The sequence below is a fragment of the Acinetobacter sp. ANC5681 genome (assembly GCF_023488045.1).
In the GTDB taxonomy this organism is placed as follows: Bacteria; Pseudomonadota; Gammaproteobacteria; order Pseudomonadales; family Moraxellaceae; genus Acinetobacter.
The window spans coordinates 15,940-30,279 of record NZ_JAMFKZ010000026.1 but is presented as its reverse complement, the minus strand read 5'-3'; the positions used below and the strand labels follow the sequence as shown (position 1 = coordinate 30,279).

The 14,340-nt window shown below is 39.3% G+C and carries 15 protein-coding genes; 7 read left to right on the top strand and 8 right to left on the bottom strand.

What is annotated here, in order from left to right:
• Positions 1-143: 143 nt before the first annotated feature.
• The 3 genes from M5121_RS12935 to M5121_RS12925 are packed head-to-tail and all read right to left on the bottom strand — an operon-like array spanning position 144 to position 2,962.
• Entirely contained in the window at positions 144-1,205 is a 1,062-nt protein-coding gene (locus M5121_RS12935) for a DUF6670 family protein (RefSeq protein ID WP_249571394.1), read from the bottom strand.
• Between the two features lie 16 nt (positions 1,206-1,221).
• Positions 1,222-2,055: a CDP-diacylglycerol--serine O-phosphatidyltransferase gene (gene pssA / locus M5121_RS12930; protein ID WP_005162376.1), complete on the bottom strand. Its 834-nt coding sequence runs from the start codon at positions 2,053-2,055 to the stop codon at positions 1,222-1,224.
• Between the two features lie 49 nt (positions 2,056-2,104).
• A complete protein-coding gene (locus M5121_RS12925; RefSeq protein WP_004658904.1) occupies positions 2,105-2,962 on the bottom strand; it encodes a 23S rRNA (adenine(2030)-N(6))-methyltransferase RlmJ in 858 nt (285 codons plus the stop codon).
• Positions 2,963-3,080: 118 nt separating this feature from the next.
• On the opposite strand from M5121_RS12925, the gene M5121_RS12920 reads away from it, so the two are divergent.
• A complete protein-coding gene (locus M5121_RS12920) occupies positions 3,081-3,689 on the top strand; it encodes a 2OG-Fe(II) oxygenase (protein WP_005403651.1) in 609 nt (202 codons plus the stop codon).
• A gap of 63 nt (positions 3,690-3,752) precedes the next feature.
• Positions 3,753-4,280, top strand: a complete 528-nt coding sequence (locus M5121_RS12915) for a hypothetical protein (RefSeq protein ID WP_005403650.1) — start codon at positions 3,753-3,755, stop codon at positions 4,278-4,280.
• A gap of 15 nt (positions 4,281-4,295) precedes the next feature.
• On the opposite strand, the gene M5121_RS12910 is transcribed toward M5121_RS12915, so the two are convergent.
• The 4 genes from M5121_RS12910 to M5121_RS12895 form a co-directional block, all read right to left on the bottom strand.
• The gene (locus M5121_RS12910) at positions 4,296-4,538 is read right to left on the bottom strand and encodes a DUF2789 family protein (RefSeq protein WP_004916443.1); all 243 of its coding nucleotides are present in this window, start codon (positions 4,536-4,538) and stop codon (positions 4,296-4,298) included.
• A 159-nt stretch (positions 4,539-4,697) separates the two neighbouring features.
• The gene (locus M5121_RS12905) at positions 4,698-5,684 is read right to left on the bottom strand and encodes a malate dehydrogenase (RefSeq protein WP_249571393.1); all 987 of its coding nucleotides are present in this window, start codon (positions 5,682-5,684) and stop codon (positions 4,698-4,700) included.
• A 167-nt stretch (positions 5,685-5,851) separates the two neighbouring features.
• Positions 5,852-6,538, bottom strand: coding sequence for a ribonuclease T2 family protein (locus M5121_RS12900; protein WP_502798284.1), 687 nt, complete (start codon positions 6,536-6,538; stop codon positions 5,852-5,854).
• Positions 6,539-6,565: 27 nt separating this feature from the next.
• Positions 6,566-8,473 carry a lytic transglycosylase domain-containing protein gene (locus tag M5121_RS12895; RefSeq protein WP_502798285.1) on the bottom strand — a complete coding sequence of 636 codons (1,908 nt, stop codon included), beginning with the start codon at positions 8,471-8,473 and terminating at the stop codon, positions 6,566-6,568.
• 299 nt (positions 8,474-8,772) lie between these two features.
• Between M5121_RS12895 and miaB the strand changes: the two genes are divergently transcribed.
• The 4 genes from miaB (at position 8,773) to M5121_RS12875 (ending at position 12,209) form a co-directional block, all read left to right on the top strand.
• Positions 8,773-10,224 carry a tRNA (N6-isopentenyl adenosine(37)-C2)-methylthiotransferase MiaB gene (gene miaB / locus M5121_RS12890; protein ID WP_005162399.1) on the top strand — a complete coding sequence of 484 codons (1,452 nt, stop codon included), beginning with the start codon at positions 8,773-8,775 and terminating at the stop codon, positions 10,222-10,224.
• Between the two features lie 39 nt (positions 10,225-10,263).
• On the top strand, positions 10,264-11,340 hold the full coding sequence (locus M5121_RS12885) for a PhoH family protein (protein WP_249571391.1): 1,077 nt from the start codon (positions 10,264-10,266) through the stop codon (positions 11,338-11,340).
• Positions 11,341-11,412: 72 nt separating this feature from the next.
• Positions 11,413-11,898: an rRNA maturation RNase YbeY gene (gene ybeY / locus M5121_RS12880; RefSeq protein ID WP_005162402.1), complete on the top strand. Its 486-nt coding sequence runs from the start codon at positions 11,413-11,415 to the stop codon at positions 11,896-11,898.
• A gap of 68 nt (positions 11,899-11,966) precedes the next feature.
• Entirely contained in the window at positions 11,967-12,209 is a 243-nt protein-coding gene (locus tag M5121_RS12875) for an antibiotic biosynthesis monooxygenase family protein (RefSeq protein ID WP_249571390.1), read from the top strand.
• A gap of 134 nt (positions 12,210-12,343) precedes the next feature.
• On the opposite strand, the gene M5121_RS12870 is transcribed toward M5121_RS12875, so the two are convergent.
• Positions 12,344-13,231, bottom strand: coding sequence for an energy transducer TonB (locus M5121_RS12870; protein ID WP_249571389.1), 888 nt, complete (start codon positions 13,229-13,231; stop codon positions 12,344-12,346).
• A 287-nt stretch (positions 13,232-13,518) separates the two neighbouring features.
• Between M5121_RS12870 and M5121_RS12865 the strand changes: the two genes are divergently transcribed.
• Positions 13,519-14,199, top strand: a complete 681-nt coding sequence (locus tag M5121_RS12865; RefSeq protein ID WP_004658922.1) for a hypothetical protein — start codon at positions 13,519-13,521, stop codon at positions 14,197-14,199.
• Positions 14,200-14,340 lie beyond the last annotated feature (141 nt).

The following is a 14,340-nucleotide window of genomic DNA, read 5'->3' as shown; positions in this document are numbered from 1 at the left end:
CCAAGAACCTAACCAATCTAGCCAAATCCTTGTTTCTCAACAAGTTTTTATCTGCATCACCGCCGATGGATGTGCATTCTACAGCATTTCAGAGCAGGTGCAAGGGATTTATTCAAATTTATTTCACTTATCGCACCAACCGATTATTTTTTACACAAATAAGGCTGAAAATGTGCGATTTGGTCGATTATTTGCTCAGTTTTATTTTTTTCTTGCCAGTGTAAAGGTCTGCAATCGATATATTCACAGTATCCCGTGCCCTCATAACTCCCATTGTCCCATAAGAGTTGATAGTGAAAGCTGCCCACATAACCTGCTGCCAAACCAAATTTATAATCACCTCGACTTTGTGCTGTTAGTTGAAAGACAACAACATCCTTTTCTGAATATTGCCAACTAAATTCTCGTGGTAAATACATATCTCGTCCATTTGGTGTTTGTACTTTTGGATAAACACGGCTGACATCAAAAATGACTTGATCATCATAAAGTCGAGATTGCTGCTCATTCGACTGAATTTCAATCCGAGAAAAAATAATACTATTCCACTGGTTTCTGAGTTCGGACAAAATAATTTGCAAATCTGCATTAATCTGAATGATTTGATAGGTAAAAAAATGAAAGGCTATGAAAGGCAAATACATGGCTCTAGCATGTTTTAAAATACCCTGTGCTTCAATTTGATACTTTTGTTTTTTATAGGTGATTTCCCCTTCACATTGGCAACGCACATACCAATAATCGCCAACTCCCCATTGTAAAGCTGAATGATTTTCTATTTCAGAGTCAATATTCACTTGGAGTTGACAACCGAGCTCATCATCATCACGCTTAAAATAATAATTTGGGAAATCAACTTGGATTTGATCTACATCTAAAAACTGATAACGGTCTTGCTCCAATTGACACTGCTCTTTGGCACTATAACTTTTGAGATGTCCAACAGTTGAGGCACTACTACTGACCAAAACGGTCGCAGTATCAATTGCCGTCGTAGTAATAGCACTGGCGTTATAACAAATCGGAATGCGAGGTTGACCGATTAGACTAATAAAATTTAAGTAATAAAAGGGCTCAGGTAAATTCGGCAGAATTAAAGCTTGATAAACAATTTTAAATAAGCCTTTTGGCGGATAGAATGTTAAAGCTTCTGACTTATTGAGGTTCAGCCGCTTTAATTGATTGTTATTCATCAATATTGGCATACTGAACCTCTCTTTTCTAAGTTATTATTTTTGCTTCATTCTTTTTTGCAAATAAAGTCGTTACAAAGCCTGAAAGTACATAAAGAATGCATACAATCAAGATTCCTACTGGAATGTTGTACGTGATTGCCGCAAAAATCAAGACCACAGGCAACATCACAACAAAAGGTACACGTTTACGATCCATTTGTTTAAATGAATAGTATTTGATATTTGAAATCATAAGTAAACCAACACCAACCATCACAACAGAGTTGATTACTTGAATCACAATATCTTTTAAATCAAAAACAAATGGGAAATCACGACCGACCCACACCACTGAAATCACAGTAACAGCAGCTAATGGGCTCGCAATTCCAATAAAGTAACGCTTATCCACCACACCAATTTGAACATTAAAACGTGCTAAACGAAATGCAGCACACGCGGTATAAATAAAACAACAAGCTAAACCGATACGTCCAAGGTCATGTAAACTCCAGCTATACATCAGAATCGCTGGTGCAACACCAAAAGCTAATAAGTCAGAAAGTGAATCATACTGCTCACCAAATGCACTTTGCGCACCGATTGCGCGTGCAACTCGACCATCTAATCCATCAAGCAATGCAGCTAAAAAGATTGCGTAAATCGCCTGATTAAAGTTGCCATTCATACTCGCAATAATGGAGTAAAAACCAGAAAGCAACGCTGCTGTAGTAATAAGATTAGGCCATAAATAAATACCACGGCGTTTTACTTTTTGCCCTTCATGCGTTTGTTCTTCTTCTTCTACTTCAAAGGTGATGCCATCAAAAGAATGGTCTTCTTCATTTAAATCAGCATCAGGTTTAAGAGAATTTGTCATTATTTTCAATTCCTCGAGAATATTTTGACTTCTTTAGTGGCGAGATGGGTTATTCACCCACCAACCAACGCACAGCGGCATGACCACCATTTTCACTCATACGTAAATGCGGGAATAGCCATTGTAGGGCTTGGTCTGCATCTTCAGAGAATTTCCAAGGGGGGTTAATCACGAGTAAACCACATCCATTCAAGCCTACTGGCGTGTCATCAGGCCAAACACAAATTTCACAAATTAATTGGCGACGAATTCCTGTTTTGAACATTTTCTTTTCAAAACGTTCAATCATGGCGCGATCTTTGATTGGATACCACACTGCAAATACACCCGTTGGCCATTTTTTATGTGCGGCTTGGAGAATTTCAACCAATTGTGGGAAGTCTTTACGCTCAATTTCGTAAGGTGGGTCAATCATGACCAATCCGCGTTTTTCTTTAGGTGGAATGACACCCATCAGACCTTCATAAAAATCACGCTCATGCAAGCCCGCACGTTTATCGCGGATATTAAAATACAATTGTTGAAACACATCACGCTGCATTTCAAATATAGTTGCTTTATCAATATCACGCATGCCTTCAAGCGCAAACCAAGGTGAACCTGGATAAGCGCCTTTGCCTGAACCTGCACGCATATCTTCAACAATTTTAAGATATTGTTTTATGCCTTCAGGTGCATTACGTTTAATCGAATCATCAAGCTTGACCAATCGATGGATACCCGTTAAAAACTCACCTGATTTTTGTGCTTCAGACGTAGATAAATCATATTTACCTGCACCACCATGGGTATCGATATATCGATAAGGTTTATCTTTAGCATTTAAACGAGCGAGCAGTTGAAGCAAAAGTACATGCTTCATAACATCGGCAAAGTTACCCGCATGGAAATGGTGACGGTAATTCATGTTGACAATTATTCCTCAATTCAAAGGGTAGTTTATCACGAATGAAAAAAGTATTCTTTAGCGTTGATGTGATCGGCTAAGATCATACTGCCTCTTCATCAAGCTCTATTGGAAATATATGCAGCAAAGTTCTCTCCCTGAATCCTGGGATTTAGATAAAGTTTTGGATGATTTAAATGAATCAGGTTTTGCCGTTATAGATAATGTTTATCCTGCTGCATATGTAGACTCTCTCGTAAACGAATGCAGTTCACATCTTGCTGAGTTTAGAGCCGCAGGTATCCAAAATGGTATTGTGAGTCATATACGTAGCGATCATATCTTATGGATTGATGAACAATTACCGATCGCACAACAACATATTAATGCATTAAAAAACTTGTCTCAGTTATTAAATCAAGCGTTTTATTTGGGAATCAAAGAAGTAGAGGCTCATTTTGCCTGTTACAACGCAGGTGAGTTTTATGCATTACATCGAGATAATCCTCAGAAAAAGAATGATCGCATGATTTCAACTGTTTTTTATATACATGAACAGTGGCAGGAAGACTTTGGCGGTCAGTTACGCTTACAAGATAAAAATGAGCAATGGCATATCATTCAACCATTGCCAAATCGGCTTGCTATCTTCCAAAGTGATTTACTACATGAAGTATTGATTTCGAAACAGCAACGTCTATCAATTACAGCATGGTTACGCAGTGGAAATTCGCTTTGGAATGCCTAAACCTTTAAATTGCAAAATAAAGCCCTATATATGCATGCATAGATCAAGGTTTTGGATAAACTGATGTCAAATGAAACGAAACATGTAGTAAATCGAATTGGTGAAACAGACCAACTCTATTTAAGTGAAAATACACCTGAACTTGCTTTAGAAAGAGCTGACTTACGTCTGCAATTGGTTGTACTCAGTCATGTCCGTCAAGAACAATTGCATTTCTTGCAAGAAGCGATCGTGCTACTTGAGCAAGCTCGGATTGAATTTGAGGAAATGCCATTAAGCCTTTATCTTGATCTCTCGTTGCATTTAGCCAAAGCTTATATGATTTATTTTGAGCTAACCAAAGAGCAACGTTTTGCGATTATCACGCAGCAAATCCTAAAGCCTCTCGCTCACTACGATCATCTAGATATTTACTTCTTTTTGGCTTATGCATCTGCAAGTAAAGAAGAGTTTGCGATGACTCAACATTGGTTAAAAAAATATGTGGCATGTGTAGATCACGACTTGCAGTTGTTAAATGCACATCCAGCATTTAATCAAGCCCGCCAAGAAGAATGGTTCATAAGTTTAATCCATAAAAAAGCTCACTGATGTGAGCTTTTCTTATTAAGTTGTACTATCAACATGTAGTTGCTGATTCAACTCATCTATCACGATAGCCCATTCATCATCTTTATCCCAATGACTCTTAAGAAAGTCTCGTTGCCCAGCACTCCAAAAATCAGCTTCGTGTAATTTCTGGCTAGCACTCAATTGATGAGTTTTAATAAAGTTTTCCATCGAAACTTCATCTGCATCAAGCCCCAATTGTTCAAATAAAAGTTCAAGTGTTGGTTGTTGTTCAAACATTTTTTCTTCTCCTTAGGTAAAACCCATCTAATAAATAATCTAACAATAAACTGTATTAACTTGCAGGCATATCTCTATATTTTCTTGTTGTATTTTGTTTCTTAAAATAAAAAAGCACTCTACAAGAGAGTGCTTTTCATAATTTATCAAAATGACAAATTATTTAACCATGTCAGCAATCGCTGCACGTTCTTCTTCTAACTCGTTAAGAGTGAAGTTGATACGGTCACGGCTGAATTCATCAATTTCTAAACCTTGAACGATTTTGTATTCACCGTTTTCAGTTGTTACAGGGAAACCAAACATTACACCTTCAGGAATTCCATAAGAACCGTCAGAAGGAATACCCATAGTTACCCATTTGCCATTTGTACCTAACGCCCAATCACGCATATGGTCAATTGCAGCGTTTGCAGCAGAAGCAGCAGAAGACAAACCACGTGCTTCGATGATCGCAGCACCACGTTTACCAACTGTTGGAAGGAATACATCTTTATTCCATTCAGCATCGTTGATTTTGTCTTTTAAGCTTACACCATTTGCAGTTGCAAAACGGTAGTCAGCATACATAGTTGGAGAGTGGTTACCCCAAACAGTCATGTTCTCGATGTCAGAAACTGCAACGCCAGCTTTTTGAGCAAGTTGAGTTAATGCACGGTTGTGGTCAAGACGCAGCATAGCTGTGAAGTTTTTCGCTGGAAGATCTGGAGCAGATTTCATTGCGATGTAAGCATTTGTATTTGCTGGGTTACCAACAACTAATACTTTAACATCACGGCTAGCAACTTTATTCAAAGCTTGACCTTGACCAATGAAGATCTCGCCATTTACTTTCAATAAGTCAGCACGTTCCATACCAGGACCACGTGGACGTGAACCAACTAATAAAGCATAGTCAGCATCTTTAAATGCAACTTTAGGATCATCAGTCCCGATCATGCCTGCCAATAAAGGGAAAGCACAGTCATCAAGTTCCATCATTACGCCTTTAAGCGCTTGTTGAGCTTTCTCAAAAGGAACTTCAAGCAATTGTAAAATTACAGGTTGATCTTTACCTAACATTTCACCGCTTGCGATACGGAATAATAAGCTATAACCAATTTGACCTGCAGCGCCTGTAACGGCAACACGAACGGGTTGCTTCATGTGATATTCTCCAATGAGATGCGTTTGCACAATTGAACGCTAAAGTGGTTCAATCGAATTATCATAAACGGCAAATATTGTACTCTAAAGCAAACACAGATGCATTTAAAAGAGAATGGATTTCAACAAAAGTCTGATAGAAAATACAAATTAAGTGAAGAAAAAGCTTAATAACTGCCTTTAATTGTAAATTCATTTGGACATCCCGTCACAATATGACTTGCACATTGTTTATATTGCCCATTTTTTTGATAACACACCCGAATCTCAGTCAAAATGGAATCAAATTTTGAAGACTGACAGGTAAAGCGAATTCCTGTAGGAGGTAATGACGGGTTTAATTTCATAAATTGTTGTCGAAGGTTTTCTTTTTGCACTTCAATGGTATTCGGACTCGTTAAATCAGCAGGTACTTTTAAGCGCTCAGCAAAGTTGATGACCGTCCTGAAATACTGACTGGCATTCATGGGCACACAGCCGCCAACATTCTGCCAAAGTTGAACCCTTGCATTTTCATCGGGCATTACACGCGCCACAACTTTAGCTTGCAAGGGAGATAATTTCGCAGAAGTTTTAGTGGAACAATCCCGATTTAAAGGAACTTCTGGCAATAAGCTTGCGATAGTAAGAGAATAACCTTCTAAACATTTACGCTGTTTTTGTCTTGATGAATCAAAGGAACAAGCTGCGGGAGTCATTTGAACATGCATCACATAACCCGAAATATCAGGGTTCTCTGCAGCATGCAACGGCGCAGCAAGTGACATGACCAAGTAACAGATCAAGATCTGCAATGATCGAACTAACCGTCCCTTGAATAAATTCATAAATTTCATCAAATATAAAAACTTCATTGTTTCAAATTAAATGTCTTTGTTTCCCTAAGGTTCATTGCGCACAGGTATTGTTCCCATCCTTTTTTCTAAGGATTGCGCGCCTAGCCCTAACACAACACCATAATGCGTCGCATTGGTCATGACATGTTTGACGTAATCACGTGTTTCCAACAATGGAATCGTTTCTGTGTATTGATCAGCCGCCATGGTTTGAAAATCTGGCTGCCATCGTTTTGCACGATTTGGGCCAGCATTGTAACCTGCTGTTGCTAATACAGCATTGCCACTCAGTTGGCTTTGAATCATTGACAGATAGTATGTCCCATAACGAATATTGATATTCATTTCACTTAGAGCCGCCGGGTTATAAGTTTCACCCATTTGGCGTGCAACTAACTTTGCAGTATTCGGCATAATTTGCATTAAACCACCTGCACCCACATGTGAACGTGCGGATGTAACAAACCGACTTTCTTGGCGCATTAAACCATATGCCCAAGCTGGATCAATACCAGCATTGTAACTGTGACTCGTGACATTACTACGGTGTGGTGTTGTATAGCGATAAGTATCATTATGGCGCGAGGTTGTACGATCTGCGGCATAGATTGCTCGGTCATACCAACCAATATCATGCGCTTGCTTAGCGGCAGCTAAAAGTAAACCATCATCATGCTGCAAATACGCTTGGCGGACTGCCCAATTCCATTCGCGATTAATGTAATTTGCTGGTGCATCAATATTTTTTAACGCAAATGCACGTTTAAAGTGGATATTTTGGTTTAACCGTTGAATATCTTGTGAACTTGGTTGCTCGTTATAAGGCTGATGATTATAACGTTCGCCTAAACGATCTTTGGCTAGCAAATTATGGTAGTCATCCCCAGCTTGTGCCAGCTTACGATAAATCTGTTGAGCAGCTTGCTTTGAAGCAGCATCTGAGCGCTGTTCAGAAGCACGAGCAAGCCAGTACTGCCAACGATCTTCTTGTTTCTGCGTGATTGACATGGCATCAATTGCACGAATTAAACTTTCCCAAGCACCAAAACGAATCGCTTGACGTGCATAAATTTCGGCTTCTTCTGGACTAAACGGATAACCATAACTTTGATCATAGGCATTGAGGACTTCTCGGTTAAAGCCATTCTTCATTACCGTCGTTCCACCCACATAACCTACCGTACGATATAAATATTTTTGTACAGGTTGAGGAGTATCTTGTGCAATACGCTGAATATTTCCTAAAGCATTGGTGAAATCACTATCTGCGACACGTCCCAATGCAAAAATTAAATATGCATAATCAGCATCGCTGGCTTTAGGAGCATTCCATAAATATGCCAATGGATTGGCTTGGATCTGATTCAACTGAGCCAAGGACAAATCCAGACCTATAGTTTGGGCGGTCGCAATCGCTAAACCAGATTGACCTGCTCGCAGTTGTCCCCAAAGTCGTTGTTGACGATCTTGAGCAGTCATCAAAGGACTAGATAACATCAGTCGCCCTAAACCATTACACGATTCAGGCTGTGTACTTGTCGTTAACCAAATATCTTTATATTCAGCAAAAACTAGACTATCCCCCGTTTTGGCACGGACTTGTGCAACCGCACAACTCTCTTCTTGGTCAGGATTAGTGACATAGCTGAGTACAGGTTTTGCTTCATTAAAACTGGCTTGTTTTACTTTTTCTTCGACATAATCTGCTGCTAATTTTTCAGCCATCGCTGATTGAGGATAACGTTGCGCAAAAGCGATAATTGAAGAAGCAGGTTGTAGCCCTAGGTTGGTATTCAATTTCCAATACTCAGGGTAATAACCTAATACATCATTTTGCATTTCATATTGATATTGATCGAGCAATGCAATATTGCCAGAACTCGCAGCACGTAGAGCATCATTAAATTGTTCGTCTAGAGCATATACAGATGAGCAGATCACCACGCCGCCCATCGCAACAAGTCGACGGAAGCTTTTCTTGTTATTCAGTTTATTGATCATGGTTGTTGTAAAATCATGTTGCTTATTCATCTTCATCAATACATTTGCCCAATTTTCCCTGCCCTCATAGTGTAATAAGTCTGGCTTCCTACAATTGTTGTGTTATGTAACTTGCTGATTCATATTCATTAAAATTCATCCAATTTTATTCATAAACTGTCCATTTTTGTCAGTTTTTTATTCTCTGCGTTCTTACAAAAATACTGCTATAATCCGCGGTTTGTTTAAATCCACCTTGTTTAGGAGCCTGCATGACGGTTCAAACATTCATTCCAAGTGCTGTAAAAGCTGCTTCAGAAAACACTGTTACCCAGCCAACGCACACCACTGATGTTTCAATTAAAAAATTATATATTGAAACGCAAGGGTGTCAGATGAATGAGTATGACAGTCATCGTATGGCAGACTTATTGGGTGATTCACATGGTTATGTGCTCACTGACAATCCAAATGATGCAGACATTCTGCTCATGAACACCTGCTCAATTCGCGAAAAAGCACAAGAAAAAGTGTTCAGTGGCTTAGGTCGTTGGCGTAAACTCAAAGAACAGAATCCTGATCTGGTGATTGGTGTCGGTGGCTGCGTTGCCTCTCAAGAAGGTGACAACATTCAAAAACGTGCACCATACGTCGATATGGTATTTGGTCCACAAACCTTGCATCGTTTGCCACAAATGTTGGATCAACATCAAGCTCAAGTTGAAAAGCCAAAGAAAGAAAAAATCAAACTGGTTGATATTTCTTTCCCAGATATTGAAAAGTTCGACTTTTTGCCTGAGCCACGTGTGGAAGGCTTTAAAGCATTCGTTTCCATCATGGAAGGTTGCTCTAAATACTGTTCATTCTGTGTCGTACCTTATACTCGTGGTGAAGAGGTTTCTCGTCCACTCGATGATGTATTGGCTGAAATCGCGGGCTTAGCTGAAAAAGGCGTGCGTGAGATCAGCTTGCTTGGTCAAAACGTGAATGGCTATCGTGGTGAAACGTTTGAAGGTGAAATTTGCACTTTCCCTGAACTACTGCGTTTAGTTGCAGAAATTCCGGGTATTGGACGTTTACGCTATACGACTTCTCATCCGCTTGAGTTTTCTGATGATTTAATTCAATGCTATCGTGATTTACCACAAATGGTTTCACATTTACATCTGCCAGTACAAAGTGGTTCAAACGATGTATTGCAAGCCATGAAGCGTAACCACACCATTGATGTCTACATTGATAAAATTGCCAAATTACGTAAAGTCCGTCCAGATATGCATTTATCTAGCGACTTCATTATTGGTTTCCCGGGTGAAACAGATGAACACTTTGCGGAAACATTACAGTTTATTAAAGATTTAGATTTTGATCATTCATATAGTTTTGTCTATTCAAAACGCCCTGGTACGCCTGCATCTGACCTGCCAGATGATACCCCAGAACAGGTGAAAAAAGACCGTTTGGCTCAAGTTCAGCAAGTGATCAAACAATCAAGTATTGATAAAACTGATGCTATGCTGGGTAAAATTGAACGTGTCTTGATTGAAAAAGTATCTGATAAAGATCCAAATGTATTGGTTGGCACAGCAGACAATACTCGTTTGGTTACATTTATCGGTGATGCGACATGGGTTGGACGTTTCGCAGAGATTGAGATCACTGAAATTAAAACTTTAAATTTAGTTTATGGTGAACTCTTGAATCTTGAACCTGACGTGGCGTAATGTAAGGGTATTCCTACACGTGAGCTAAAAGGGTTTCTCTTGACTTCAGCGATTAAACGTACTGTAACGTTCCCTGAAATTTCCATGGAACATTTAAAACGAATGCTCGGTGCATACAACGGGCATTTAAAGCAAATCGAACAACGTTTAGATGTCAAAATTACTCACCGGGGCGATGCCTTTTATCTAGACGGTGATATAGAAACAGTTGAAAGAGCCGAAGCACTATTGCAACGGCTTTATCAAGAATCAGAAATTTCCCCACAAATTAGTGCCGATGTCCTGCATTTGATGATTCAAGGTTCACAGACCGACCGTGAACTGATGGATGATTCCGAACAAGAACATACAGGGCTGGATAGCGTCTGGTTACAGACCCGCAAAGGGCGAATCAATCCACGTGGTGCCAACCAGAAACGCTATGTACAGCGCATTTTACAAAGTGATATTTCCTTCGGTATCGGCCCAGCAGGGACAGGTAAAACTTATCTAGCAGTTGCTGCTGCAGTGGATATGTTAGAGCGTAATGAAATCCAACGAATCTTACTGGTTCGTCCTGCGGTTGAAGCTGGCGAGAAACTCGGTTTTCTACCGGGTGATTTGACCCAAAAAATCGATCCCTACTTACGCCCACTTTACGATGCTCTCTATGAAATGCTGGGTTTTGAAAAAGTGGCCAAACTGATTGAACGCCAAGTGATTGAGGTTGCTCCGCTTGCCTATATGCGTGGACGTACGCTGAACCACTCATTCGTCATTTTAGATGAAGCACAAAACACCACACCAGAACAGATGAAAATGTTCCTTACCCGTTTAGGGTTTGGTTCGCGTGCTGTGATTACAGGTGACGTGACACAGGTTGACTTACCTCGTGGGCAACAATCGGGCTTAGCACAAGCATTACGTGTACTGGAAAATGTCCATGAAATTCATATCACTCGTTTCCATTCCCGTGATGTGGTGCGACATCAATTGGTACAAAAAATTGTTGAGGCCTACGAAGGTTGGGACAGTGAACAGCAACGCCTGTCTGCTGAAGCTCGTGCTGAACGCAAAGCCAAACAAGAAGCATTGATTGTAGAAAATGATTCTGCGGCAGATGCGCAACACATTTAAAAATCCCCCTCACTCCCCCTTTTATTGCAATACTTTAATCGCATATCAGGGGGACGATTTTAAGGATCTATTTTGAAAATCAATTTAAGTCTTCAACAAGACTTTCAAGCAAATGAATTACCACTAAAACGTGGTCAAATTAAAAAGCAGATTGAAACCACACTCCGTCATGTCGGTTTCGACGTAGATTGCGAAATCGGAATTGCCTGTGTTGATCTGGCAGAAAGCCACGAGTTGAATCTACAATACCGCGAGAAAGACAAACCCACCAATGTACTGTCCTTTCCAAGTGATATTCCAGAGGAAATGCTGAGTTTACTGGATGCTGAACCTTTGGGTGACTTGGTGATTTGCATCCCTGTGGTTTTACAAGAAGCCGCAGAACAGCAAAAAACACCAACTGATCATTTCACGCATTTATTGGTTCATGGCGTTTTACATTTACTGGGCTACGATCATGAAACCAGTGAAGCTGAAGCAGAAGAAATGGAAGCTTTAGAAATTGAGATTTTAAAAAAACTAGGGATTGCCAATCCTTATCAAGCCGATGAAAGCTAATTTAAGACACTATGTATATCGTTATTTTTAAAGCTACGATCAAACAACTTGGTGCAACTTAATCTAAAATGGCTCAAAAGCTGAGGAATAAAGCCTTGAGCCAATTTAACTGTGTCAAATTTGAAGCGTGTAATGAAAATGGTTTTGAAATTGCGTTGTCTTACTGGCATGGCCTTGAAGATATCAAGCAGTGGCAACGCGATGCAGAACATTTAGTTGCTCAGCGTTTGGGTAAAGAAAAATGGTATCAGGATTTTAGTGTGGAAATCTGTACAGTTGAACGTGCTTATTCAAATCAAAATGGCTTGTGAATAGATGTAAACTTATCCACATCTTCAATAAAAAACGGCTGAATTCAGCCGTTTTTTTAATTCTTATTTTTAAAATTGATAACGCAAGGTTAATGTTGCGTTACGTGGTGCACCTTGAGTAATAGTACACCTTTTTAATGTACTTCAAATTCCGCATCGACAGGATCAAAGCGCCATGTTCGAATAATTCGTAATTCAGAAATGTCCTTTTTCATATCATTATCAAAGGGTCCAAAAGGTGCTCCACGGCGCACCGAAGCTTTTGCCGCATCATCCAGAATCGCATGTCCTGAGCCTTCAATGAGACGAATGGCACGGATACCCCCCTGTGCATTCAGGATCACCATTAAACGTACTTCACCCGATAAATGTTGTTGTTTCGCTTCATCTGGATAATAACGATTACCGTATAGTTCAACTTTCTGACGAAATTTATCAAGATAAGCTGCTGACGCATCTTGTTTTGCCTGAATCCCATCTACTGTTTTAATACGCTGTTTACGACTAAAATTTTGCTGACGTTGTAAATATTGTGCTTCCAAACTCGCAACCATCGCGGCTTTGGCTTGAAATTGACTCTGTAACTCATCTAAGGTTTTTTTACGTTCAGTTTGCTCTACTTGCTTCTGCCAGCTTAAAACTGTCATGAGCACTTTTTCTTCAAATTTTAATTCTCGTTTTTGCTGGACTTTCTCTAAACTTTCGAGCTCAGACTCTCCTGTTGTCGCATCTGCTTCCATCGGAGCTGGCATATCACTCGACATACGATGTGCTTCACGAAAGTCACCTGAACCTTTTTGATCAGCTTGCGCCAAGAAGTCGGCATCTTTGACTTTTTCTTGACTTGTACGAACCGTAACTGCAATTTCTTTGGTTGATGTATCTGTAGGTGATGGCATTGCGAACTGAATTGCAAGCACAGCACCATGTAGAAGCATCGCTAACACAACTGCCCCGATAAAAATTGGATCTTGCCACCAGTAAGGGGACAGTACTGAACGAAAATTTCTTTTATTCCACATGGCATTCAAGCGACAAAATATGTCTCATCCCCAACAGCAATCACGGTATAAAACCAAACTAATATTCAAAATATTAAAAAAATGTGATCCACTTATAGTCACAGTGTTTCCGTACCATCATTTTATGAAAATGTAGCAATTAATTTTGCTACACTGCAAGTCAGAAATTTATTTTTATTTTTTAGCTAATACAAAGATCGTGGTATTGCATTCAGATTTGTTGATGATTGAGTTCGGTTAGAAACATCAAAAAATCTATAATCAATTCACTTTCTGGAACAACTTTTATGCAAACGCTAATTTCATCCGTTGTTAAACGTCTACGTAAAGTTTACCAAAAAGCAGAAGAATTCATTGAAGAAGAAAGAGAATTTGCACTTTCACAGGTATTTGTGAATGCGACAATGGAGCGTTATGTCACAGAAAAAGTTGGAATTATTCAAGATCTACACGCCGATCTATATGATGGATGGCTACGTTTATATTCCACGATTGATGTTAAAGGGCTACATACCACCTTATCCGTTGATTTAAAACTTATTCAAATGGAAATGAATAAAGATGTTCAACTGATGGTGTTCGAACAAATTAGTAATACACAAGTGATTGAAGCATCATTTAAGAATATTTTCCAAAAATGGGGATTTTATATTGCGATTTGGTATTACCAAAAATTTCGTGATGAAGATCCTCTAGGAAAAATCTTGGAGCATTTTGAAGTTGTTTCAGTCAAAGATGAATTGCTTTATTTAGATTTAAATCGCTGGTTTAAAAAGAAACCGAGTATTATTGAAACGCTGAGCAAAGTTCATGTAAACCGCGCCAGAGTCCGTCCAGCCGAACTGATTGTTTGGGGGAACGTCAATTTGGCTGCCATTTTGTATCCGCCAAATGAAGATGACTTTGATGAAGAAGGATTAGACGACACAGAAGTCACGCCAATTCAGCAAAAAGACACTAGAAAATAATCGTATTGAATAGGGTGGTATGAATTTCAGATTTATGCCACTTACTCAAATACCATCATGATTTATACGAAAAATTAACAAGCATTGAGTAAAAAACCTGATTTTTTCTTCATAATCTACAGGCATAATAATCATAAATCT